23 protein-coding genes are annotated in these 22,036 nt (G+C 63.8%); 10 read left to right on the forward strand and 13 right to left on the reverse strand.

What is annotated here, in order from left to right:
• Nucleotides 1-143: 143 nt before the first annotated feature.
• A complete protein-coding gene (locus AC07X9_RS09660) occupies nucleotides 144-551 on the reverse strand; it encodes a hypothetical protein (protein WP_017180886.1) in 408 nt (135 codons plus the stop codon).
• A 113-nt stretch (nucleotides 552-664) separates the two neighbouring features.
• Here AC07X9_RS09660 and AC07X9_RS09665 point away from each other — a divergent pair, with 113 nt between their 5' ends.
• From AC07X9_RS09665 to AC07X9_RS09675, 3 genes are all read left to right on the forward strand, one after another.
• Entirely contained in the window at nucleotides 665-1,075 is a 411-nt protein-coding gene (locus AC07X9_RS09665) for a MerR family transcriptional regulator (protein WP_017180887.1), read from the forward strand.
• Nucleotides 1,076-1,126: 51 nt separating this feature from the next.
• Nucleotides 1,127-2,929, forward strand: a complete 1,803-nt coding sequence (locus tag AC07X9_RS09670; RefSeq protein WP_017180888.1) for an acyl-CoA dehydrogenase C-terminal domain-containing protein — start codon at nucleotides 1,127-1,129, stop codon at nucleotides 2,927-2,929.
• A gap of 85 nt (nucleotides 2,930-3,014) precedes the next feature.
• Complete coding sequence (locus AC07X9_RS09675) at nucleotides 3,015-4,292, forward strand: amino acid permease (RefSeq protein ID WP_017180889.1); 1,278 nt, start codon at nucleotides 3,015-3,017, stop codon at nucleotides 4,290-4,292.
• 86 nt (nucleotides 4,293-4,378) lie between these two features.
• On the opposite strand, the gene dnaJ is transcribed toward AC07X9_RS09675, so the two are convergent.
• Nucleotides 4,379-5,512 (reverse strand): molecular chaperone DnaJ, encoded by a 1,134-nt coding sequence (gene dnaJ / locus AC07X9_RS09680; RefSeq protein ID WP_017180890.1) that lies wholly within the window; start codon nucleotides 5,510-5,512, stop codon nucleotides 4,379-4,381.
• Between the two features lie 67 nt (nucleotides 5,513-5,579).
• A complete protein-coding gene (gene dnaK / locus AC07X9_RS09685) occupies nucleotides 5,580-7,478 on the reverse strand; it encodes a molecular chaperone DnaK (protein WP_017180891.1) in 1,899 nt (632 codons plus the stop codon).
• A gap of 175 nt (nucleotides 7,479-7,653) precedes the next feature.
• Here dnaK and AC07X9_RS09690 point away from each other — a divergent pair, with 175 nt between their 5' ends.
• Together AC07X9_RS09690 and AC07X9_RS09695 are read left to right on the forward strand one after the other, a co-directional pair.
• Nucleotides 7,654-8,142 (forward strand): copper chaperone PCu(A)C, encoded by a 489-nt coding sequence (locus tag AC07X9_RS09690; RefSeq protein ID WP_017180892.1) that lies wholly within the window; start codon nucleotides 7,654-7,656, stop codon nucleotides 8,140-8,142.
• Nucleotides 8,139-8,609 (forward strand): hypothetical protein, encoded by a 471-nt coding sequence (locus AC07X9_RS09695; RefSeq protein ID WP_017180893.1) that lies wholly within the window; start codon nucleotides 8,139-8,141, stop codon nucleotides 8,607-8,609. Before AC07X9_RS09690 ends, AC07X9_RS09695 begins: the two co-directional genes overlap by 4 nt.
• Here the strand turns inward: AC07X9_RS09695 and AC07X9_RS09700 are convergent.
• From AC07X9_RS09700 to sdhC, 4 genes are all read right to left on the reverse strand, one after another.
• Nucleotides 8,590-9,771: a glycosyltransferase gene (locus AC07X9_RS09700; RefSeq protein WP_026002030.1), complete on the reverse strand. Its 1,182-nt coding sequence runs from the start codon at nucleotides 9,769-9,771 to the stop codon at nucleotides 8,590-8,592. The genes AC07X9_RS09695 and AC07X9_RS09700 overlap by 20 nt on opposite strands.
• 231 nt (nucleotides 9,772-10,002) lie before the next feature.
• A complete protein-coding gene (sdhA, locus tag AC07X9_RS09705) occupies nucleotides 10,003-11,805 on the reverse strand; it encodes a succinate dehydrogenase flavoprotein subunit (RefSeq protein ID WP_017180895.1) in 1,803 nt (600 codons plus the stop codon).
• The gene (gene sdhD, locus AC07X9_RS09710; RefSeq protein ID WP_017180896.1) at nucleotides 11,805-12,194 is read right to left on the reverse strand and encodes a succinate dehydrogenase, hydrophobic membrane anchor protein; all 390 of its coding nucleotides are present in this window, start codon (nucleotides 12,192-12,194) and stop codon (nucleotides 11,805-11,807) included. Before sdhD ends, sdhA begins: the two co-directional genes overlap by 1 nt.
• Complete coding sequence (gene sdhC, locus AC07X9_RS09715) at nucleotides 12,194-12,589, reverse strand: succinate dehydrogenase, cytochrome b556 subunit (RefSeq protein ID WP_017180897.1); 396 nt, start codon at nucleotides 12,587-12,589, stop codon at nucleotides 12,194-12,196. The genes sdhD and sdhC overlap by 1 nt, the downstream gene beginning before the upstream one ends.
• Nucleotides 12,590-12,774: 185 nt before the next feature.
• Between sdhC and AC07X9_RS09720 the strand changes: the two genes are divergently transcribed.
• From AC07X9_RS09720 to AC07X9_RS09730, 3 genes are all read left to right on the forward strand, one after another.
• On the forward strand, nucleotides 12,775-14,127 hold the full coding sequence (locus tag AC07X9_RS09720; protein WP_086485757.1) for a methyl-accepting chemotaxis protein: 1,353 nt from the start codon (nucleotides 12,775-12,777) through the stop codon (nucleotides 14,125-14,127).
• A 93-nt stretch (nucleotides 14,128-14,220) separates the two neighbouring features.
• Complete coding sequence (locus tag AC07X9_RS09725) at nucleotides 14,221-15,216, forward strand: 50S ribosomal protein L11 methyltransferase (RefSeq protein WP_017181381.1); 996 nt, start codon at nucleotides 14,221-14,223, stop codon at nucleotides 15,214-15,216.
• Between the two features lie 10 nt (nucleotides 15,217-15,226).
• Nucleotides 15,227-15,949 carry a dienelactone hydrolase family protein gene (locus AC07X9_RS09730; RefSeq protein WP_086485758.1) on the forward strand — a complete coding sequence of 241 codons (723 nt, stop codon included), beginning with the start codon at nucleotides 15,227-15,229 and terminating at the stop codon, nucleotides 15,947-15,949.
• Between the two features lie 119 nt (nucleotides 15,950-16,068).
• Here the strand turns inward: AC07X9_RS09730 and ruvC are convergent, their stop codons facing one another.
• The 5 genes from ruvC to AC07X9_RS09755 form a co-directional block, all read right to left on the reverse strand.
• Nucleotides 16,069-16,560, reverse strand: coding sequence for a crossover junction endodeoxyribonuclease RuvC (gene ruvC / locus AC07X9_RS09735; RefSeq protein ID WP_017181383.1), 492 nt, complete (start codon nucleotides 16,558-16,560; stop codon nucleotides 16,069-16,071).
• 178 nt (nucleotides 16,561-16,738) lie between these two features.
• A complete protein-coding gene (locus AC07X9_RS09740; RefSeq protein ID WP_017181384.1) occupies nucleotides 16,739-17,482 on the reverse strand; it encodes a YebC/PmpR family DNA-binding transcriptional regulator in 744 nt (247 codons plus the stop codon).
• A gap of 70 nt (nucleotides 17,483-17,552) precedes the next feature.
• Entirely contained in the window at nucleotides 17,553-17,879 is a 327-nt protein-coding gene (locus AC07X9_RS09745; RefSeq protein WP_017181385.1) for a heavy metal-binding domain-containing protein, read from the reverse strand.
• A 101-nt stretch (nucleotides 17,880-17,980) separates the two neighbouring features.
• On the reverse strand, nucleotides 17,981-18,223 hold the full coding sequence (locus tag AC07X9_RS09750) for a DUF2312 domain-containing protein (RefSeq protein ID WP_006956223.1): 243 nt from the start codon (nucleotides 18,221-18,223) through the stop codon (nucleotides 17,981-17,983).
• Between the two features lie 42 nt (nucleotides 18,224-18,265).
• On the reverse strand, nucleotides 18,266-18,565 hold the full coding sequence (locus AC07X9_RS09755; RefSeq protein WP_017181386.1) for a DUF1244 domain-containing protein: 300 nt from the start codon (nucleotides 18,563-18,565) through the stop codon (nucleotides 18,266-18,268).
• Between the two features lie 130 nt (nucleotides 18,566-18,695).
• Here AC07X9_RS09755 and pyk point away from each other — a divergent pair, with 130 nt between their 5' ends.
• Nucleotides 18,696-20,150: a pyruvate kinase gene (gene pyk, locus AC07X9_RS09760; RefSeq protein WP_026002091.1), complete on the forward strand. Its 1,455-nt coding sequence runs from the start codon at nucleotides 18,696-18,698 to the stop codon at nucleotides 20,148-20,150.
• Here pyk and hemW read toward each other — a convergent pair.
• Nucleotides 20,147-21,334 carry a radical SAM family heme chaperone HemW gene (gene hemW / locus AC07X9_RS09765; RefSeq protein ID WP_051034279.1) on the reverse strand — a complete coding sequence of 396 codons (1,188 nt, stop codon included), beginning with the start codon at nucleotides 21,332-21,334 and terminating at the stop codon, nucleotides 20,147-20,149. The two genes, pyk and hemW, sit on opposite strands and share 4 nt — an antisense overlap.
• Here hemW and AC07X9_RS09770 point away from each other — a divergent pair.
• Entirely contained in the window at nucleotides 21,333-22,010 is a 678-nt protein-coding gene (locus AC07X9_RS09770; RefSeq protein WP_017181389.1) for a CAP domain-containing protein, read from the forward strand. The two genes, hemW and AC07X9_RS09770, sit on opposite strands and share 2 nt — an antisense overlap.
• Nucleotides 22,011-22,036 lie beyond the last annotated feature (26 nt).

Consider the following 22,036-nt stretch of genomic DNA (forward strand, 5'->3'; position numbering starts at 1 on the left):
ATTGGGGCCGGGCAAATTGCATCCTCCCTACAAGGGAAGGTGGCTGGCCAGAGGCCATACGGAGGGGTGTCAAGTTATCGAGAGGGTGACACCCCTCCGTCAGCACTTCGTGCTGCCACCTCCCCCTCAGGGGGAGGATGTCGTTAAGCGGTTGGCGGCCCGGATGAAGGCGGCGGGGGCGCGGCGAGGCGCGCGATCTGACCCGTCTTGAGCGCGAAGGCGATCGGGCCATAGGCCAGTTGCCAGGCAGGCAGCGGCAGGTCTGCAAGCAGCAGCGGCGGCACGGCGGGCTGGACCGAAGCGGCGAAGGCGCAGGGCATATGCCCGGCCATGCCATCGTCGGGCGCATGATCGCCCTTGCCCGGCGCCAAGTCGCGATCGACCCGCACGTTGATTGCGCCCTGCCCGGTACAGAGGGTTATGATGACGCCCCGATCCGTGCGGACAGGCATGAAACCCGACGGCACGAACAACTGGACGGCCAGGACGAGCAGCGCCAATGCGGCAAGGAGGCCGCGCGCGGTGCTGGAATGTCTGATCGCCTCCGTCATGTGGGGGCCGCCATAATGACGAGGCGCTGCCTTGTCACTAGGGCAATAGGTCCAGCGCGCGTTGCCCTGAACTCACCTTGACGTAAACGTAAAGCCGCGTTACATCATGCGTCATGGACAAGCGCAGCAGCATCGCCGGCATCGAGCTACCCGACCATCGGGACCAGCAGAGCTACAGCATTTCCGACCTTTCCGAAGAGTTTGGCGTCACGGCGCGCGCCTTGCGATTCTATGAGGATGAGGGGCTGATCGCGCCCGAACGGCAAGGTCTGGCCCGCATCTATTCGCGGCGCGACCGCGCGCGGCTGGCGTGGATTTTGCGCGGCAAGCGGGTCGGTTTCAGCCTGACCGAAATTCGCGAGATGATCGACCTGTATGACGCCGATGAAGAACATGAAGAGCAGCGCCGCGTCACGGCCGCCAAATGTCAGGCGCGGATCGAACTGCTGACCCGGCAAAAGGACGATATTGACGCGGCCATTGCCGAACTGGCCAATTTCGTTGCGGCCATCGCCAAAGACTGACGCCCTCCCCTACCCGCCCTTTCCCGATAAGAAAAACGCCCGGAGACGATCATGCCCACTTATACCCCCCCCGTTCGCGACACACGGTTCGTACTGGATCATGTCGTCGGACTGGAACGCTATGCCAACCTGCCCGGCTTTGAAAATGCGACGCCCGACCTGGTCGAGGCGATCCTGACCGAAGGCGGCAAGATTGCTGCGGAAGTGCTGTTCCCGTTGAACGCGGTGGGCGACAAGGAAGGATGCACCCGTCACCCCGACGGCAGCGTGACCACGCCGACGGGCTTCAAGGACGCTTTCGACCAGTTTGTCGCGGGCGGTTGGACCACGCTGCATTCGCCGGCCGAATTTGGCGGACAGGGTCTGCCGTCCGTCCTGGCGACGGCGGTGGACGAATATGTGCTGTCGGCCAATCAGGCGTTTGAAATGTATCATGGCCTGACCGCCGGTGCGGTCGCGGCGCTGATCGCCAAGGGCAGCGATGAATTGCAGCAGCGCTATATCCCCAAGATGGTGTCGGGCCAGTGGACCGGCACGATGAACCTGACCGAGCCGCATTGCGGCACCGATCTGGGCCTGATCAAGACCAAGGCCGTGCCCAATGCCGATGGCAGCTATGCGATCACCGGGACCAAGATTTTCATTTCGGCGGGCGAGCATGACCTGTCGGAAAATATCATCCATCTGGTGCTGGCCAAGACGCCGGGCGCACCCGACAGCAGCAAGGGCATTTCGCTGTTCGTCGTTCCCAAGATCCTGCTGCACGACGACGGGTCGCTGGGCGAGCGCAACGCCGTGTCCTGTGGTTCGATCGAGCATAAGATGGGCATCCATGGCAACGCCACCTGCGTCATGAACTATGACGGGGCAACCGGATGGATGGTCGGCGAGGAGAATAAGGGGCTGGCCGCGATGTTCATCATGATGAACGCGGCTCGACTGGGCGTTGGCCTCCAGGGTCTGGCCCAGGGCGAAATCGCCCTGCAGAACGCGGTTCATTATGCCCGCGACCGGCGGCAGGGCCGCGCGCTGACCGGGCCGAAGGACCCGGAAGAAAAGGCCGATACGCTGTTCGTTCATCCCGATGTGCGCCGGATGCTGATGGAGGGCAAGGCCATCACCGAAGGGTTGCGCGCGCTGATCCTGTGGGGGGCTTTGCAGGTCGATCTGTCGCATTATGCCGCCACCGAAGAAGAGCGCCAGCAAGCCGACGATCTGATCGGGCTGCTGACCCCGGTCATCAAGGGCTATGGCACCGACAAGGGTTTCGATGTCGCGGTATCCAGCCAGCAGGTGTTTGGCGGCCATGGCTATATCTGGGAAAATGGCGTGGAGCAGTATGTCCGCGACGCGCGCATCGCCCAGATTTATGAAGGCACAAACGGCGTGCAGGCGATGGATCTGGTCGGCCGCAAACTGCCGATGAATGGTGGCCGCGCGTTGCAGGCGTTGCTGAAGATCATCGCGACCGAAGTGGCCGATGCCAAGGCCGAGCCCAAGCTCGGCGCCTTCGCCGAAGCGCTGGAAAAGGCGACCGGCCAGTTGCAGGCCGCGACCATGTGGCTGATGCAGAATGCGATGAAGAACCCCGACAATGCGGGCGCAGGCGCGCATCATTATATGCATATCCTGGGCATCGTTGCGACCGGCCTGATGTGGTTGCGCATGGCCAAGGCCGCGACCGGACTGCTGGCGGCGGGCGAAGGGGACGCGAAGTATCTGGAAGCCAAGCTGGTGACGGCGCGCTTCTTTGCCGAGCGGATCATGCCCGACGCGGGATCGCTGCGCCGCAAGATGGAAGGTGGCGCCGAAGCGCTGATGGCGCTGGACCCGGATATGTTCCTGGCGGCGTAACGCCAATGAAGGCGGGTCTGGCCACATGGGTGGCCAAGGCCCGCCACCCGCGATAGGCTGACCCCTTTCAAGGGGGACGCCAGCCATGACCATCACCGCCAGTCCGGCGCCTGCCCGCACGCTGGGCCTGGCTGCCTGCATCGCGCTGGTGATGGGGAATATGATCGGGTCGGGCGTGTTCCTGCTGCCCGCCGCGCTCGCGCCCTTCGGCTGGGATGCGGTGGCAGGCTGGGGGTTTACGATCGCCGGGTCGCTGGTGCTGGCCTTCGTCATAGCGCGGCTGACGGTGGCACTGCCGGGGACGAGCGCGTCGCAGATGATCGCGCGGGCCTATGGGCCGCTTGCCGGGTTTGCGATTGGCTGGATCTACTGGCTGTCGATCATCATCACCAATGTCACGATTGCAGTCGCGGCGACGGCCAATCTGTCCAGCGTCCTGCCGCTGCTGGCGCGGCCGGGCGTCGGGGCGATAATGTCGATCGGCTTGCTGTGGGCAATGACGGGCATCAACCTGATCGGCGCGCGGGCAGCGGGCATGACGCAGATCGTCACGACGGTCATCAAGCTGATCCCGATCGCGGTGGTGCTGGTCCTCCTGGTCATGACGGTGGGGAATGGCACGGCACAGGTCGCGCCCTTCCCGGCGCAGGGGCTGACGGGCGCGGGGATTACCGCATCGGCGGCACTGACGCTCTGGGCGCTGCTGGGCTTCGAGTCGGCCAGCGTCGCGGCGGACAAGGTGCGTGATCCGGCGCGAACGATCCCGCGCGCGACGCTGATCGGCACGGCGGTAACGGGGCTGATCTATCTGCTGGTCTGTTCAGGAATAGCGCTGACCCTGCCAGCGGCGGAGACGCAGACCGGATCGCCCTTTGGCGCATTTGTCAGCCATTATTGGTCGCCCGGCCCGGCGCGCTTCATCGCCTTGTTCGTGGCGATCAGTTGCCTGGGGGCGCTCAATGGCTGGACGCTGCTGATGGGCGAGGTGCCGCTGGCGATGGCGCGCGCGGGCGAACTGCCGCGCTGGCTGGCGGGAACCAATGCGAGGGGGACGCCGGTGCGCGGACTGATAGTGTCCACGCTGCTCGCCACCCTGTTACTGGTCGCCAATAGTTTGCAGGGGCTGGTGGCGCTGTTTACCGCCATGGCGCTGCTCGCGACATCGGCGACGCTGTGGCTCTATGTCGGTTGCGCGCTGGCGAGCATGCGGTTCAAAGTGGTGGTGCCCGCCGCGGTCGTGGGGCTGGGCTATGCGCTGTGGACGCTATGGGGCGCGGGAATTGTGGCGAGCGGGTCGAGCGTGCTGCTGATGGCGGCGGGGTTGCCCTTTTATTGGTGGGCGCGGCGAGAGCGTGCAGCCTGACGTGACGTACTCCCGCGAAGGCGGGAGTCCAGTTCAGAGGGTAGGACTGGGCTCCCGCCTTCGCGGGAGCACCATGATGCCAGCGATCAATCCCCCCACAAATCCTTGATCTTGCCGAAAAATCCGGTCGAGGCCGGGCATTCTTCGCCGGTTTCGGTTTCGCGGAAGGCTTCGAGCAGTTCCTTCTGCTTGGCCGTCAGCTTCGTGGGCGTTTCGACGTCGATCTGGACGACGAGATCGCCCTGCCCGCGTCCGTTGAGGACCGGCATGCCCGCGCCACGCTGGCGGATCTGCTTGCCCGACTGAATGCCGACCGGGATCTTGATGCTGTGGCGCACGCCGTCCAGACCCGGCACTTCGATCGTACCGCCGAGCGCGGCCGTCGTGAAGCTGACCGGGCAGCGACAGAAGAGCGTCGTGCCATCACGCTCGAACAGCGAGTGACGCTTGACGTGGAGGAAGATGTAGAGGTCGCCCGCAGGCGCGCCACGCGCGCCCGCCTCGCCCTCACCCGACAGACGGATGCGGGTGCCATCGTCCACGCCAGCGGGAACATTGACCGACAGAGTCTTGGGTTTGTCCACCCGGCCTTCGCCCCGGCAGGAGCGGCAGGGGCTTTCAATAACCTTGCCCGCGCCATGGCAGGACGGGCAGGTGCGTTCGACCACGAAAAAGCCCTGCTGCGCGCGGACCTGACCATGGCCCTTGCAAGTCGGGCAGGTCTTGACGCTGGTTCCCGGTTCCGCGCCGGAGCCGTCGCAACTGTCGCAGACGACCGAAACCTCGATCTGAATCTCGGTCTGCTTGCCATGATAGGCTTCGTCGAGGGTGATTTCGAGATCATAGCGCAGGTCCGCGCCGCGCCGCTGCTGCTGGCGACCGCCGCCGCCAAAGCCCCCGCCCTGGCCGAAAATCGTCTCGAATATGTCGCCAAGGTCGGAAAAGCCGCCGGCACCGGCATGGAATCCGCCACCGCCGCCCTGTTGCTGCTGCTTGAAGGCCGCGTGACCGAAACGATCATAGGCTGCGCGCTTTTGCGGGTCTTTCAGAACCTCATAGGCTTCCGACACGGCCTTGAACTTGGCTTCGCTATCGGTGCATCCCCCGGTCTTGTCCGGGTGATATTTCATCGCCATTTTGCGATAGGCGCTTTTCAGCACGCTCGCGTCGGCGGTGCGCTCGACTTCGAGCAATTCATAATAGTCGATTTCGGTCGTCATTCGGACCCCCGCCCGGCTGTCCCGTCACCCCGCCTGGCGGCGGGGTGACGGGTATAGGGCTTCAGCTTCAAGCCTTGTTGTCGTCCACTTCGGAGAATTCGGCGTCGACGACATCGTCGTCCGCCTTGGGTGCTTCAGCGCCCGGCGCAGCGGCCGCAGCCTGCTCCTTCTCGTAAATGGCCTGACCCAGCTTCATCGCGACCGTGGCGAGTTCCTGCGCCTTGGCCTTCATGGCTTCAGCGTCACCACTTTCGATCGCAGACTTGGTGTCGGCAATGGCGGTTTCGATCTCGCCCTTCAGGCTCGCATCGACCTTATCGCCATGTTCGGCCAGCTGCTGCTCGGTCGTGTGGACGAGGCTTTCGGCGTTATTCTTGGCTTCGGCCGCTTCACGACGCTTCTTGTCCTCTTCGGCGAAGCGTTCGGCGTCCTTGACCATCTGGTCGATGTCGGAGTCCGACAGACCGCCCGAAGCCTGGATGCGGATCTGCTGTTCCTTGCCGGTGCCCTTGTCCTTCGCGGACACATTGACCAGACCGTTGGCGTCGATGTCGAACGTCACCTCGATCTGCGGCACGCCACGCGGCGCCGGGGGGATGCCGACCAGGTCGAACTGGCCGAGGATCTTGTTGTCCGCCGCCATTTCGCGCTCGCCCTGGAACACGCGGATCGTCACCGCCTGCTGATTATCGTCGGCGGTCGAATAGACCTGCGACTTTTTCGCCGGGATGGTGGTGTTGCGGTCGATCATGCGGGTGAACACGCCACCCAGCGTTTCGATGCCGAGGCTGAGCGGTGTCACGTCGAGCAGCAGCACGTCCTTGACGTCGCCCTGCAACACGCCCGCCTGGATCGCCGCGCCCATGGCGACGACTTCGTCCGGGTTCACGCCGGTATGCGGTTCCTTGCCGAAAAATTCCTTCACGGCTTCGCGCACCTTGGGCATGCGGGTCATACCGCCGACCAAAACGACTTCGCTGATCTCGCTGGCCGAAACGCCTGCGTCGGCCATCGCCTTCTTGCAGGGTTCCATGGTGCGCTTGATGAGGTCGGCGACCAGACGCTCCAGATCGGCGCGGGTGATCGACTTCACCAGATGCTTGGGACCATTCTGGTCAGCGGTGATGAAGGGCAGGTTGACTTCGGTCGTCTGGGCCGAGGACAGCTCGATCTTGGCCTTTTCAGCCGCTTCCTTCAGACGCTGGAGCGCCAGCTTGTCCTTGGTGAGGTCAATGCCTTCGGACTTCTGGAAGTCGGCGGCCAGGAATTCGACCAGCTTGGCGTCGAAATCTTCGCCGCCCAGGAAAGTGTCGCCATTGGTCGACTTCACTTCGAACACGCCATCGCCGATTTCCAGAATGGAAATGTCGAACGTGCCGCCGCCAAGGTCGTAAACCGCGATCGTCTTGCCGTCCTGCTTGTCGAGACCATAAGCGAGCGCGGCCGCGGTCGGCTCGTTGATGATGCGCAGCACTTCCAGGCCCGCAATCTGGCCGGCATCCTTGGTCGCCTGACGCTGGGCGTCGTTAAAATAGGCAGGCACGGTGATGACCGCCTGGGTGACGGTTTCGCCCAGATAGGATTCGGCGGTTTCCTTCATCTTTTGCAGGATGAAGGCGCTGATCTGCGAGGGGCTGTAATCCTGGCCACCGGCCTTGACCCAGGCGTCGCCATTCGGACCCTTGGCAATCGAATAAGGGACGAGTTCCATGTCCTTCTTGGTCATGGGATCGTCGAAGCGGCGGCCGATCAGGCGCTTGACCGCGAAAATCGTGCTGTCCGGATTGGTGACCGCCTGGCGCTTGGCCGGCTGACCGATCAGGCGCTCGCCATCCTTGGCGAAGGCGACGATGGACGGCGTCGTGCGCGCGCCTTCCGCATTTTCGATTACCTTGGGCTTGCCACCGTCCATGACGGCGACGCAGCTGTTGGTGGTGCCAAGGTCGATACCGATAACTTTTGCCATTGTGTCCTCTTTGAACCCCAAATTCTATTCAGCGGTTGATGGCCCCATACCTCACGAAAGCGCCAAGGCAAGGCCGGTTTGCAAGGGCGATATAGGGGCGCTTTTGCTTGGCACAAGAAGCTGGGGCGATTACCTATGTACGCTGACCGGAAACGAGACAGTCAGGAATGAGTTGATGCGCGCCCCCTTTGCCCTTTTCGCCCTCTTGGCTCCGCTGGCGCTGGCCGCGTGCGGCGACCCGGCACCGACCTATATCGACCAGGCCTGGGTACGGTTGAGCCCCAATAAGGAAACGCCATCGGCCGGCTATTTCGTCGCGCATGGCGGCGATGCGGGCGGGCAGATACGCGGCGTGCTGACCGATTACGCGCTCAAGGTCGAGATGCATGAAAGCGTCGACAAGGACGGCATGATGACGATGGAGCGAATCGACAGTGTCGATATTCCGGCCAAGGGTGAGGTCGCCTTCGCCCCCGGCGGCAAGCATCTGATGCTGTGGGGCGTCAATGATACCGCGATCAGCCGGGGCAAGATGCAGCTGACCTTCCTGATGGCCAATGGCGACCGCTTGCTGGTCGATGCGGTGATCCGCAAGCCGGAGGCGGCGGGCGCAGGCACTGGCTCAGGGGCAGCCAAGCCTGCTGGCGAGCATGAGGGTCATTGAGCAGCCGTAGCCTGACGCCCGATGAAATTGCGCTGGCGCGGGGCGTGTTCGGCGCGGCGATCGATTATGGCCGGGTACGGGTGCATGCGCGCAAATGGTGGCCGTTCCAGCCCAGGGGCGTGACGATGGCGCCCGATGGCGACCTGTGGTTTCACCCGGAGGGCGGGCTGTTCTGCGCGGATTTCTGTGAAAGCCCGCTGCATATACAGGGGCATTTCATCCATGAGATGACCCATGTGTGGCAGGCGCAGCGGTCGGGGCGGTGGTGGTTGCCGCTGATGCGGCATCCCTTCTGCCGCTATGGCTATGATGTCGTGCCGGGCAAGCCGTTCGAGCGCTATGGCATCGAGCAGCAGGCGGAGATCGTGCGGCACCTGTTCCTGATGCGCAGCGGCCTGTCGGTAACAAACAAGCCACCGCTGGACGTTTACGAAGCGCTGGTGCGGTTCAGTTCAACGCCCGTTTGATGCCGTCATGCACCTCGCCAGGCCGTTCCGCTTGTGCGGCAGCAGCCAGCCCGTCCAGGATCGAGAGATGGGATTCGATCGCCGCCGCCATCCCATATTGGCGGGCAATGGCGCGCAGGCATGTCGGTCGTTCGCTATAATCAAGCCCCCGGTCGAGCGCGGCGGCCAGTGCATCGGCATCACCGCGCGGAACGACGGCGCAATGAGGCGCGGCACGCAACAGCAGGGCGGCGCCGTCGAAACAATCCGTCGTGACGACCGGACAATTGGTGGCAAGCGCCTCGATCACGGCGGCTGGCAGGCCTTCATAATGTGATGACAGGGCGAACAGATCAGCCTTGCGCAGCCAGGGGACCACGTCACTCACAAAGCCGGCCAGTTCGACCCGTTTGCTCAATCCCAATTGGGCGATGAGCCTTTCGATCGCGACCCGCTCCGGTCCTTCGCCGACGATGACCAGTCTATCCTGCCGTCGACGCATGCGCGCGAAGGCCGTGATCAAAAGGTCGAGCCGCTTTTGCGGCATCATGCGCGCGAGTGCGACAATGGTGCGAGGCGCATCGCAGGCAGGGGTCTGCGGCGCAAAATCAGCGAGCATGGCGTCACTGACATAGGGATTGAGCACCGTTTGCAGCTTGTGCGCATGCTGCGGATAGAGCGCCGTCAAGGTCCGCTGTTCTGCATGTGTCAGCGGCAAGATGCGATCGAAGCGGCTGAAAATGAAGGCGTAGAGCCTACGCCGATACCAGCGCGCAATTTTGCTGCTGTCGCGCGGGCGGATGACGGGATTGGTGGTCTTGAACGCAAACCGGATGCCGGAACGCGGCACAAGGAAAGTGGCGAGTGCGGTAACAAGGCCGATATTGTTACTTGTCGCCAGAACGACATGCGGACGCTCAGCCCAAATTCGACGGACAATCATTGGCAGGCCTCGCGCCAGTTCCAGCTTGCGAGAGCCCAGGGGCTCTCCCGCCGTCGCGAGCTTCACGGCCGGATTGCACAATGATCCAAGAGCAGCCTCACCCTCCCGGTCCGTCCGCATCCGCGCAATAACAACGTCCTTGCCAGCCTCCGCAAAGCCGCTGGCCAAATGCACGGCGACCCGGTCGGCCCCGCCTTGACCAAATTTATGCATGGTCAACAATAAACGGGCGCGGATCATCGATGCACGCCACGCGCCAGGTGTCGACTATCAGAGCGCATTTGTATCTTGGCCTCACCGTAACAGACAGTATCGGCCAAGGCGGTTGGAGCATCCCGTCACGCCCCCGCCGATACGTGCCATAGACGCCGCGATCACGCCTGTCCCATAGTCGATGAGATCAACCGCGCAGAAAAAAAGGCGAACCCTCAGGTCCGCCTTCTTTTCTACCGTCAGCCAGGAATGGCTGGATCAGTACACCCGTGCCTTGGGCTTCACATATTCCGCTTCGTCGGTCATCGTATAGTCGTGGACCGGACGGTAATCGAGCGTCACCTTGCCGCCCGAACCGCCCCAGCCTTCGAACCAGCTGATGGTGTGCTTCATCCAGTTTTCGTCGTCGCGGTTGGGGAAATCCTCATGCGCGTGGGCGCCGCGCGATTCCTTGCGTGCTTCGGCGCCTTCCATCGTGCAGATGGCCTGGCTCATGAGATTGTCGAGTTCGAGCGTTTCGACAAGGTCGGTGTTCCAGATCAGCGAGCGGTCGCTGACCTTGACGTCCTGAAGCCGCTTGTTGACCGCCTGCATCCGGGTGACGCCTTCGGACAGGAGTGCGCTGTCGCGGAACACGGCGGCGTGCTTCTGCATGGTGCGCTGCATGTCGAGGCGAATGTCCGCCGTCGGCGTGCCGCCCTTGGCATTGCGATAATGGTCGAGGCGACCGAGCGCGAGATCGGCGGCGTCCGACGGCAACGGCTTGTGCGGCGCGTTCGGCTTCAGATTGTCCTTGAGGAACAGGCCGGTAGCGCGACCGAACACGACAAGGTCGATGAGCGAGTTGGAGCCGAGGCGATTCGCGCCATGGACCGACACGCAGGCCGCTTCGCCGACCGCGAACAGGCCGGGCACGACCACTTCGGGATCATCGCCCTTCTTGGTCACGACCTGGCCATGATAGTTACAGGGGATGCCGCCCATATTGTAATGGACAGTCGGCGTCACCGGCAGCGGCTGGCGGGTCAGGTCAACGCCAGCGAAAATCTTGCCGCTTTCGGTAATGCCGGGCAGCCGTTCGGCCAGCACCTTGGGATCGATATGGTCGAGGTGCAGGAAGATATGATCCTTATGCTCGCCAACGCCGCGCCCTTCGCGCATTTCCATCGCCATCGAGCGGGACACGACGTCGCGCGACGCCAGATCCTTGGCCGAGGGCGCATAGCGTTCCATGAAACGCTCGCCTTCGGAGTTGGTGAGATACCCGCCCTCGCCGCGCGCGCCTTCGGTGATCAGCACGCCCGCGCCGTAGATGCCAGTCGGGTGGAACTGCACGAATTCCAGATCCTGGAGCGGAAGCCCTGCGCGCAGCACCATGCCGCCGCCGTCGCCGGTGCAGCTGTGCGCCGACGTGGCGGAGAAATAGGCGCGGCCATAGCCGCCGGTCGCCAGCACGACCGCATGGCTGCGGAAGCGGTGGATCGAGCCATCTTCCATGCACAGGGCGATCACGCCGCGGCATTCGCCATTTTCCATGATCAGGTCGATGGCGAAATATTCGATGTAGAAGTCCGCATCATATTTCAGCGATTGCTGATAGAGCGCGTGGAGCATGGCGTGGCCGGTGCGGTCGGCGGCGGCGCAGGTGCGCTGCACCGGCGGGCCGGCGCCCATATTCTGCATATGGCCGCCAAAGGGACGCTGGTAGATCGTCCCGTCGTCGTTCCGGCTGAACGGCACGCCCGCATGTTCCAGTTCGATGACGGCGGCGGGTGCTTCGCGCACCATATATTCGATCGCGTCCTGATCGCCCAGCCAGTCGGACCCCTTGACGGTGTCGTACATGTGCCAGGTCCAGTGATCGGGCGAGTTGTTGCCAAGGCTGGCGGCGATGCCGCCCTGCGCCGCAACGGTGTGGCTGCGGGTGGGGAACAGCTTGGTGATGCAGGCGGTCTTGAGGCCCGCTTCGGCGCTGCCCATGGTCGCGCGCAGGCCCGAACCGCCAGCGCCGACAACCACGGTGTCATACACATGGTCGATGATCTTATAGGCTTGCGTCATTATTCGACGACCCCCGTGAAGGCGATCTTGGCGATCGCAAAGACGCCCGCGGCCGCGCCGCCAAAGGCATAGAAATTGAGCAGCAGGATGGAGAAGAAGGCCAGTCCCTTGTCATGGACATAATCTTCCAGCATCACCTGCATCCCAAGGCGCAGATGCCAGAAAATGCTGACGATCATCAGCATCATCGGCACCGCGACCAGCGGGTTGGCGATCCACAGCACGACGCTTTCATAGTCGAGGCCAGGCAGGGTCAGGAGGCTGAAGATCAGCCAGAGCACCAGCAGCAGATTGCCGACGGCGGTGTAGCGCTGCGCCAGCCAGTGATGCGCGCCATGCCGCGCCGACCCAAGGCCACGGACGCGGCCTATACCAGTTCCGTTACCCATCAGAAGGCCTTTCCGAAAATATAGAGCCAGACAAGGGCGGTCACGAGCACCGAAGCGACCACCACCGCGATCGACCAGCTCTTGTTGGTGCGCAGTTCATAGCCCGCCCCCATATCCAGAACGAAATGGCGCAGCCCGGAAAAGAGATGCTGGAAAAAGGCCCAGGTAATGCCGATCATCACCAGATAGCCAAAGGGCGAGGTCGCGCATGTGATGAAGGTCGCATAGGCTTCAGGACCAATCGCGGCAGCCATCAGCCACCAGACGAGGCCCAGCGCGCCAACCGTCGCAAGGCCGTTGCCGGTCACGCGGTGCAGGATGGAAATGGCCATCGCGGGGCCCCATTTCCAGATCGTCAAATGCGGCGAGAGCGGCCGGCTGTTGGTTCGCGCCATGTCTACCCTTGTCCCTGAAATGTCCCTATAAGTGCGATCCCCTTAAGAGCGAACGCGCATGAGGGCAAGCGGTGCAAAGCATGGCTGCCCCAACGATCGTATCCCGCGATCATAAGAAGTGATTAACCAAAGCGCGCTAAGGTCGGCCTGCCAAATAGCATTGCACCAACAGGGGCTGTCCCATCATGTCGTCCTTCGCCGCATCACCAGACAATAGCCGGAACGGCACCGTGAGCCCGGAATTGATCTCGAAAATCGACCCGAATGACAAATTTTCCAAGGGTGCGCAGGAGATTGGCCTGCTGATCAAGGACAGCCTGGCGAGCGTGGGGGACGCCTTTTTCACGACCTATATGCAAAAGACCGGGCTGCGCGAGAAACTGAGTTCCGCAGCGATCAGTGCGATCGAGAGAGAAACGCACCGCTATGTCGAGCAGAAGCTATTGCACTTCAAGGATGCGCTCTGGGCCCAGTCGGCTGCGGATTGCGTGCGCAACGCCCGCAAACATGGCGTGTCGGTGCGGTCGGTGCTCAACGCCGTTGCCGCGGCAAACGAAAAGATCATCGCCCTGATATGGGAATATAGTCGCGATGACGCGGAGCGAAGCCAGCGCCTGACGCTCGTCATGCTCCACATCGCCATGATGGACGCAGGCTTGATGACCAATGTCCTGTCGAACGATCAGGCCGATGCGCAACGTGCCGAACGGCAGCGTTTCGGTTCCTTGTTCGAACAGCGAATCGTCGGTGAAATCGACGGCGCGACCCGATTGGGCGAATCGCTGCGCGAACAGGCCAAGGATGCTTCGGCTGCAACGCGCGGGATGCTGGGCAAGGCATCGGAAGTCGCGGCGGCGGCCGAACAATCCGCCCTGGCGATGCGGGAAGCGGCCCGCACGTCGGCCGGGCTGATCCGCGCCATCGAGGACGCCCGTACCGAGGTTGAGGGGGCAGCCGGAGTTGCCCTGCGCGCCGCGAAACAATCGGGCGATGCGGTCACCATGTCCTCCACCCTGTCCGAACATGCCAAATCGATCGAATCGATCCTGGGCCTGATCCGCGACATTGCCGGGCAGACCAATTTGCTGGCGCTCAACGCCACGATCGAGGCGGCGCGCGCAGGCGATGCCGGGCGCGGCTTTGCCGTGGTCGCGCAGGAGGTCAAAAGCCTGGCCAACCAGACGGCGCGCGCGACGGACGAGATTGCGGGCAAGATCGCCGACATCCAGGCATCGACTCGCCTGTCGGTGGAAACCAACGAACGCATCCGCGATACGGTGGGCGAAGTGCAGGCCAGTGCCGAGCGCATCCGTCATGCGATGGACGCGCAGGCGCAGACCGTCACCATGATCACCGCCGCCGTCGATGAAACAGCGCTCGCCGCCGATTCGATGTCGACCACCATTTCGGCCATCCGGCAGGATACCGAGGTCGTCGCGTCGGAAATCGACCAGCTCGAACGCGGCTTCGTCAGCGTCGAAGGCAAGCTTGCCAGCCTGCGTCACGCATCATCCGATTTCGGTCGACAAGTCGCCTGATAGCGGATCGGCCTGTTCCCGCGCAGGCGGGAACAGGCCGATCCAATCCTCCCGCGCTTCCCCTCTCCTCCATGGTCGGCTAAAGGCGGCGGCATGACCGCTGCCCAAAGTCCTGCACAAAGCTGGAAAGTCACCCTGCCCTGCACCCGTATCGAAGCCGAGGCGCTGGACGGGGAAATTGCCGCCTTTGCCCTGATGGAGCGGCCGCCGGTGCTGATGACCAGCGAGGCGGCGCCAGACGACGACAATGCCTGGCAGCTCGACGCCTATTTCGAGGGCAAGCCCAGCGCCGCCGCGATCAAGTTGCTGCGGTCGATGGTTCCCAGCGCCGCCGGAACCAAACCGCTGGTCGAGGCGCTGCCGGACGAGGATTGGGTGACGTTGAGCCAGCAGGGGCTGGAAGCGGTCACTGCCGGACGCTTCCATGTCCGCAACCTTGCCAGCGATCCGGAACAGCCGGGCCAGGTCAATATTCTGATTGCGGCCAGCCGCGCCTTTGGCACTGGCCAGCATGAAACAACGGCCGGATGCCTGACGATGCTGGACCGGATGCGCCAGGTGGGCATGCGGTTCAACAATATGGCCGACATCGGCACCGGCACCGGCCTGCTCGCCTTTGCGGCGATGAACCTGTGGCCGCGCGCCCATGCGATCGCGTCCGACATTGACCCGGTCGCAGTCGAAATCAGCGCGGAAAATGCCGCGACCAATGGCGTGCCGCTAGGGGCCGGGCCTGGACGACTGGCATTGGTGACCGCCGCCGGGGCCAATCATGCAGCGATTATCGGGCGTGCGCCCTATGATCTGCTGATCGCGAACATTTTGGCCGGACCGCTGATCGAACTGGCGCCGTCGCTCTGCGCGCTGGTCGAGGATGGCGGCACGATCCTGCTGGCGGGCCTGCTCGACACGCAGGTCGATGCCGTGCTGGCCGCCTATCGCGCGCAGGGCATGCGCCTGGCTGAACGGACCGACCGGGGCGACTGGCCGACGCTGCGGTTGCGCAAACGCCCCCGCATCGGATGGAAACGGCCCAAACGCCTGAACCCCGCCGCGCGTGGCGAAGCGCCCGGCTTTGGCAGTATCTAAGGGGAACCCCATGATCATTACCCGCAACAGCATCGTCCATGAAGGACCAGGCGGCCTGTTCGAAAGCATGGTCGTGACCGATAGCGCCGCCAGCGCGCCGTTGCCCGGCGTGCTTCTCTTCCCCAATGTGCTGGGGACCAAGGAAGCCGATTTCGCCTATGCCGAAAAGGTCGCGGCGCTGGGCTATGCCGTGCTGGTCGCCGATGTCTATGGCCAGGGCAAGCGCACCACCCGCGCCGATCCCGATGCCGCGCGCTATATGGCGGAACTGAACGCCGACCGCGCCCTGCTGCGCGACCGCCTCCTGGCCTCCCATGCGCTGCTCAAGGGGCTGGACGCGGTGAACGCAGCCCGCACCGCCACGATCGGCTTCTGCTTTGGCGGCAAATGCGTGCTGGATCTGGCGCGCGCTGGTGCGGACATAGCGGGCGGGGTCAGTTTCCATGGCGTCTATGATGCGCCGCCCTTCCCCAATGCCGCCATCCGCGCAAAACTGCTGATTTGCCATGGCTGGGACGATCCGATCGCACCGCCTGCGGCGACCGTGGCGCTGGCGCAGGAACTCACGGCGGCAGGGTGCGACTGGCAACTCCATGCCTATGGCCGCACCGGCCATGCCTTTACCGACGAGAGCGTCAACATGCCTGAAAAGGGGTTGGCGTATAACGCGGATGCCGATCGGCGCAGTTTCCGCGCGATGGTGGGTTTTTTGGAAGAAGCGTTGGGACGTTAAACACAACCGGCGTTCGTCTCGAAAAGATGATCGGATATTTAGGATTGGGTATTCCCGCGCAGGCGGGAACCCAGCCCCGCCGTTGAACTGGGTTCCCGCCTGCGCGGGAACACATGGCACTACCGCGTCGGAATGCGCCGCGCGCTGGCGAGATGATGGGCGTGGGTGATGGCGACGGCGAGCGCGTCCGCGGCGTCAGGCCCGACGATCTTCACGCCGGGCAACAGGCGTGACACCATGGCATGGACCTGATCCTTCGACGCATTGCCGACGCCGACCACGGATTTCTTGATCAGCCGCGCGGCATATTCGCCGACCTCCATGCCGGAGCGCGCGGCGTTGAGCAGGATCACGCCGCGCGCCTGTCCCAGTTTCAGGGTCGATTGCGGATTGACGTTGACGAACACCTCCTCGACCGCCGCGCCATCGGGCCGATGTTCGAGGATGAGGTCGGTCAGGGCAAGATCGAGCGCCAGCAGCCGCGTTGCCAGTGGCATCGCGCTATCCGTCTTGATCTGGCCATTGCCCAGATGCGTGAGGCGGTTGCCGTCAGCGGCGATCAGACCCCAGCCGGTGGTGCCAAGGCCGGGGTCGAGACCAAGGAGGATCATTGGGATTTCCTCGCCCCTTCAGGGGAGAGGATAGCAAGGCTTGCCGACATGTCGGCTAGCCGCGCTTGGAGAGGGGAGCGATAGTCGCGGATGGCAGCGCCCCCTCTCCCAGCTTCGCCCAGGCGGCAAAGCCGCCAAGGCTGCGCAACCCTCTCCCCAAGGGGAGAGGGAAAACACATCAACCCAGCTTCTCCATGACCGCGTCGGGCACTTCATAATTGCCCCACACCGTCTGGACGTCGTCATCATCTTCCAGCGTGTCGACCAGCTTCATCAGCGTGGCAGCGTTGGCCTCATCGACTTCGACGGTGGTCGTGGGTTTCCAGGCGAGCTTCGCGCCATCCGCCGGACCAAGGCTCGCTTCCAGTGCCTTGGCGACTTCGTGGAGCGCGTCCATCGCGGTCCAGATTTCATGCTCGTCCTCGTTGGACGACACGTCCTCCGCCCCCGCTTCGAGCGCGGCCTCGAAGATCGCGTCGGCATCGCCCGCGCTGGCGGGATAGGTGATCAGGCCGACGCGGTCGAAGCCATGGCTCACCGCGCCCGATGCACCCAGATTGCCGCCATTCTTGGAAAAGGCGGTACGAACATTGGTCGCGGTGCGGTTGCGATTGTCGGTCAGCGCTTCGACGATGATGGCGATGCCTGCGGGGCCATAGCCCTCATAGCGCACTTCTTCATAATTCTCGCCACCTGCGGCATTCGCCTTGTCGACGGCGCGCTGGATATTGTCCTTGGGCATGGACTGCGCCTTGGCTGCGTTGATCGCCAGCCGCAGGCGGGGATTCATGTCCGGGTCGGGCATCCCCATCTTGGCCGCGACAGTGATTTCGCGGCTCAGCTTGGAGAACATCGAGGAGCGCTTCTTGTCCTGCGCGCCCTTGCGATGCATGATATTCTTGAATTTGGAATGGCCGGCCACGGCCTTCTCCTGACATTATCTGATGAAACACGAGCGCGCTCTCTAGCGAGCGAGGGGCGCTCGCGCAATGTTACACAAGGATGGCGGTACCAGAGGCCGACACCATCAGCATCGATCCGTTGGAGCCTATCACTTCATAGTCCAGGTCGACGCCGACGACTGCGTTGCCGCCCAACGTTGCCGCGCGCATCCGCATTTCGCCGATCGCCTGTTCGCGCGCCCGCTGAAGCACATCTTCATAAGCGCCCGACCGGCCACCGACGATGTCCCGCACACTGGCGAACAGATCGCGGAACAGATTGGCGCCCACGATCACTTCGCCCGTGACGATGCCCAGATATTCCTTGGCGGGGCGCCCTTCCAGACGGCTGGTGGTGCTGACGATGACTTCGGACATTTCACTCTCCCTCTGATCCCGTTCGGGCCGAGCGCTTAGACCATCTGCCCTGAACGCAGTGAAGGCCCCTTGCTACGCCAGGCGCGAACGGCGGTGGAGTCCTATTCCATGCCCAGCGCGGACAGATAGGTCTGGAGGATCGCTTCCATTTCCTGCCGGTCGTGGGGCTGCATTTTCCGCAGGCGGACGATCTGGCGCATGATCTTGGGGTCATAGCCGGTCGCCTTGGCTTCCAGATAGACGTCCTTGATGTCGTCGCCGATGCCCTTCTTCTCTTCTTCCAGCCGCTCGATCCGTTCGATCAGCAGGCGGAGCTGGTCGGCGGCGACATTGGGTTCGGTCATGGGGGAGTTTCTCCGGTAGATGTGAATCGGTTGGAGGGCGTCCTAGTGGCTGTCGGCGTTCTTCGCCACACTCTCTTTCATTCGCGCGATCTGCTGCGGCGTCGCTTCGCCCTGATAGCGGGATTTCCATTCGGCAAAGGGCATGCCGTGGATGAGTTCGCGCGCCTGATGTTTCGTCAGGCCACCATCCGCCTCCGCCACCCAGTCGGCCAGGCAATTGCGGCAGAAACCCGCCAAACCCATAAGGTCGATATTTTCGACATCGGTGCGGTGCTGCAAATGCGTCACCAGACGGCGGAAGGCGGTTGCGGCGGCGGCGTCTGTGAGTATGGTGTCGCTCATCGGCGGACCCTTTCGCTGATACATCATCCTGTCGTGCAGCACGGATAACCCATAACGACGCGCTGGCAAGACCAAGGGGGGGGAAGCCCAACGGTCGGGCCAGCGGCGATCACGACGGTCAGGAGAATATATGTCACGACTACCGCCCCGCTCACGCAAGGTCCGTATTCTTGCGACACTTGGGCCTGCGAGCGATACGCCCGAAATGATCCGGGCGCTGTTCATTGCCGGGGCCGACGCCTTTCGCATCAATATGAGCCACGGCGCGCATGAGGATCATGCCGCGCGCATCGCCACGATCCGCGCGCTGGAAAAGGAATTTCAGCGGCCGACCACGATCCTGGGCGACCTTCAGGGGCCAAAGCTGCGCGTCGGCACGTTCGAGAAGGGGCTGGCGCTGCTGGAAACCGGCGCGCCCTTCATTCTGGACCGCGACGAAACGCCGGGCGATTCGCGCCGCGTGAACCTGCCCCACCCCGAAATCTATGCCGCCCTGGTGCCGGAAACCCGGCTGTTGCTGGACGATGGCAAGATGGTGCTGCGCGTCAAGGCAATCAGCGAGGATCGTATCGATACGATCGTCGAGGTCGGCGGGACGCTGTCCAACCGCAAGGGCGTGAACGTCCCCGATGTCGTGGTGCCGGTGCCTGCGCTGACCGACAAGGACCGCCGCGACCTTAGCTTCGCGATGCAACAGGGGTGCGACTGGATCGCCTTGAGCTTCGTGCAGCGGCCGGAGGATCTGGCCGAAGCGCGCAAGCTGATGGGCGGATATGGATCGTTGATGGCCAAGATCGAAAAGCCGTCAGCCGTGCAGCGGCTGGAGGAGATTATCGAGATGGCCGATGGCGTGATGGTCGCACGCGGCGATCTGGGCGTCGAACTGCCGCCTTATGATGTGCCGCCGCTGCAAAAGCAGATCGTCGCCACGGCGCGCCGCATGGGTCGCCCGGTGGTGGTCGCGACCCAGATGCTGGAATCGATGATCAAGTCCCCCTCCCCCACGCGCGCGGAAGTGTCGGACGTGGCGACGGCGGTCTATGATGGTGCGGACGCCGTCATGCTGTCCGCCGAAACCGCAGCGGGCGACTGGCCGGTCGAGGCGGTCGCGATGATGGATTCGATCGCCCACAGCGTGGAGCGCGATCCGGGCTATCTGGCGCGACTGCATTTTACCGAGACGCTGCCCGATCCGACCACCGCCGACGCGCTGGCCGAGGCCACCGGCAATATCGTGAATGTCGTGGGCGCGAGCGCGATCACCTGCTTCACATCGTCGGGCAGCACGGTGCGGCGCGTGGCGCGCGAACGCCCCTCCGCGCCGATCCTGGCGCTGACGCCGCGCACCGACACGGCGCGCAAGCTGGGCCTGACCTGGGGCGTCCATGCCATCCGCACCAAGGATATCGGCAATTTCGAGGAGATGATCGGCAAGGCCCGGCGCATGGCGCTGCGTCATGACATGGCCGAAAAGGGCGGGAAGATCGTCGTACTGGCCGGCGTCCCGTTCGGCACGCCGGGATCGACCAATGTGCTGCACGTCGCGGCAGTACGGGGGGACGAACTGAAGGGCCGCGATTATTAGATCGCCACCACTTCCGGCAAGATCGCGTCGAGCAGCAGCATGCCGGCCGGCGCGACTTGCAGGCGGGTGCCGGTCAGGCGGATGAGGCCAAGGTCGGTCAACTGGTCGATGGCGCGTTCATCGACCAGATGGCCAAGGCCAACGCCCGACAGCGCCGCGATCCGGGCGAGATCAACCCCCTCGCCCAGCCGCAGCCCCATCAGCAGCGCTTCCCGCGCCCGCTCCTCGCCCGCCAGCGGTTGTTCCACCTGAAGCCCGTGACCATTGCGGCTGACGGCGCCGATCCAGTTTTCCGGCTTCTTGTGACGCTGCGTCGCCATGGCGCCGCGCCGCCCATGCGCGCCGGGACCAATGCCGACATAATCGCCGTAGCGCCAATAGGTAAGGTTGTGGCGGCTCTCCTGCCCGGCGCGGGCATGATTGCTGATTTCATAGGCCGGAATCCCCGCCGCGCCGGTCATCGCGGCGGTCAGTTCATAGAGAGTCGCGCCATGATCCGGGTCGGCGGGCGTCATCCTGCCCTGAGCAACCAAGGTGGCAAAGCGAGTGCCGGGTTCGATCGTCAGTTGATAGAGCGAGAGATGGCCGGTGCCGAACGACAGGGCGCGCGCCAGTTCCGCCTGCCATTGCGCTTCGCTCTGGTCGGGCCGGGCGTAGATCAGGTCGAAGCTCACCCGGTCGAACACCGACTGGGCGGTGTCGAGTGCGGCCAGCCCTTCGGCAACATCATGGGCGCGGCCCAGAAAATGGAGCGCATCGTTATCGAGCGCCTGCAGGCCCAGCGAGACGCGGTTGACCCCGGCGGCGGCGAGATCGGCAAAGCGCGCCGCCTCGACCGAGTTGGGATTGGCCTCCAGCGTGATCTCGACTTGCGGGGTAAAGCCCCAATGCCGCTGCGCCGCGGCAATGAGGTCCGCCACCAGCGCTGGCGGCATCAGCGAGGGCGTGCCGCCGCCAAAGAAGATCGAGGAAAGCGGTCGCCCGCCGGTCAACGCAGCTTCGTGCCCCATGTCAGCGAGCAGAGCGGCGCGCCAGGCATCCACATCTATGCCTTCGCGGACATGACTGTTAAAATCGCAATAGGGACATTTCGATACGCAAAAGGGCCAATGAATATATAAGGCCAGAGCGTCGGCGGGGGCCGGCGCCGATGGGGATGCAGAGTCGGGGGGAATGAGGGCCATGGCTGGGGGCAGCCCTAATCTGTTTTTGCGTGCCGGGCTATGGGCGGCGTTGCTGATTGCGACGGGTGCACAGGCAGCGTCCGACAGCGCGCCGGGGAGCAAGGCGGTGACCGCAGCGCCGGTCAATGTGCCGACCGGCGTAGTCATGCCGGCGGCCTATTATGGGATGGAGGAAGCGCCAAGAGGCGAGCCGCTGCTGCGGGCCGTGATGATCGACGCGCATAATGGCGAACGGGCGCTGGTTGGCGTTCCGCCGCTGGAATGGGACGAGGCGCTGGCCGTGGACGCGGCGCGCTATGCCGCCGACATGGCGCAGAGCGGGGCGTTTCGTCACAGCCCGCGTGGCAGCCGGGCGATACCGAGCGGCGAAAATCTGTGGATGGGACCACGCCGCCTTTATGGCTATGGCGTCATGGTCGGCGCTTTTCTGGATGAGAAAAAACTGTTCCGGACCGAAGGCAAATTGCCGGACCTGAGCACCAGCGGGCGCTGGCAGGATGTCGGCCATTATACGCAGATGATCTGGCGCGGCACGCGCAAGGTGGGCTGCGCGCTGGGCGAAGGGGCGAATTACGAATATCTGGTGTGCCGCTACTTCCCCGCCGGCAATGCGTTCGGGAAAGGCCCGCTGGACGAGGAAGCAGCCCCGGTGGAACTGGCCAGCGGTGGGCAGTGATCCTCCCCGGCGCGGGGAGGAACCGG

The organism is Sphingobium sp. GW456-12-10-14-TSB1 (assembly GCF_059424385.1).